Source organism: Candidatus Protofrankia californiensis (genome assembly GCF_900634765.1).
Classification (GTDB): Bacteria; Actinomycetota; Actinomycetes; order Frankiales; family Frankiaceae; genus Protofrankia; species Protofrankia californiensis.
On sequence record NZ_CAAAFT010000188.1, the window covers coordinates 1 to 1,221 of the forward strand.

General features: G+C 73.0%; 2 protein-coding genes. Both read left to right on the forward strand.

The features are described 5' to 3' along the window. Positions 1-38: 38 nt before the first annotated feature. The gene (locus tag DD1DGNOD_RS10465; RefSeq protein WP_131770005.1) at positions 39-917 is read left to right on the forward strand and encodes an MBL fold metallo-hydrolase; all 879 of its coding nucleotides are present in this window, start codon (positions 39-41) and stop codon (positions 915-917) included. A 119-nt stretch (positions 918-1,036) separates the two neighbouring features. Further along, positions 1,037-1,221: hypothetical protein (locus tag DD1DGNOD_RS27930; protein WP_206443073.1), on the forward strand; the 185-nt coding region annotated here is incomplete at its 3' end.

The following is a 1,221-nucleotide window of genomic DNA, read 5'->3' on the forward strand; positions in this document are numbered from 1 at the left end:
GGTCCCCGGCCGAGCCCGGCCGCCCCCGCCTGGAGGAGGTGGCCGACAACGTCTACGCGCACATCCAGCCGGACGGCGGATGGTGCCTGAACAACGCGGGAATCCTCGTGGCCGGCGGCCGCACCCTGCTGGTCGACACGGCCGCGACCGAGCGTCGCACCCTGATGCTGCGCGACTCGCTCGCTGCCGTGGCGGGCGAAGAGCCCGAGGTGCTGGTGAACACCCACCACCACAGCGACCACACCTTCGGCAACTCGCTGTTCGGCCCGCGGACCCTCGTCGTCGCGCACCACGACACGCGGGAGGAAAGCCGGGCCGCGGGTCTGGGCCTTCAGTCGCTGTGGCCCGACGTGGTATGGGGCGCGGTGTCCGTACGCCTGCCCGACCTGGGCTACCAGGACGCGCTCACCCTCCACCTTGGCCCGCTGCGGGTCGAGCTGATCCACGTCGGACCCGCGCACACCACCAACGACACCGTTGTGTGGGTGCCCGAGCGCGGGGTGCTGTTCACCGGAGACGTGGTGATGTCCGGCGTGACCCCGTACACGCTGATGGGATCGGTCGAGGGCTCGCTCACCGCGCTGGAGCGGCTGCGCGCGCTGCGGCCGAGGGTGGTGGTCCCCGGGCACGGCCCGGTCGCCGGGCCCGAGGTCATCGACACGAACCTGGCGTACCTGCGCTGGGTGCGGGACCTCGCCACCGAGTCGGCGGCCGCCGGCCTGACACCGCTGCAGGCCGCGCGCCAGACCGACCTCGGCCCCTTCGCCGAACTGCTCGACGCTGAACGCCTGGTGTCCAACCTGCACCGGGCCCGCGCCGACGCGGCGGGCGCCGGCGCCTTCGGCCCGGAGGACATCCTGTCCTCCTTCCAGGAGATGACCGAGTACCACGGCGGCCTACCCGCCTGCCACGCCTGAACCACGGCCAGGTCGGGCAGCGTCCGACAGGTCCGCGTCCTACGGGCACAACGGCCGGGCTCCTGTGGCAGTGTGGGCGCGTCACCCGTTCGAGGTGGTGCTGTCGCGCTGGAGGTCTTGTGGCCGTGATACGGACGCAGGGTGTGACGGGCACCGCGCGGACGGCGGTACGGGCGGTGCTGACCGCGATCGTGGGCGGCGTCATCGGCATCGCCGCTCACCCGCTCACCCGGCCAGTGGCTGTCGATCATCGTGGGTTGCCTCGTCGGCATCGCCGCCGCTCCCTGCCGGGTCGGCCCGGGTG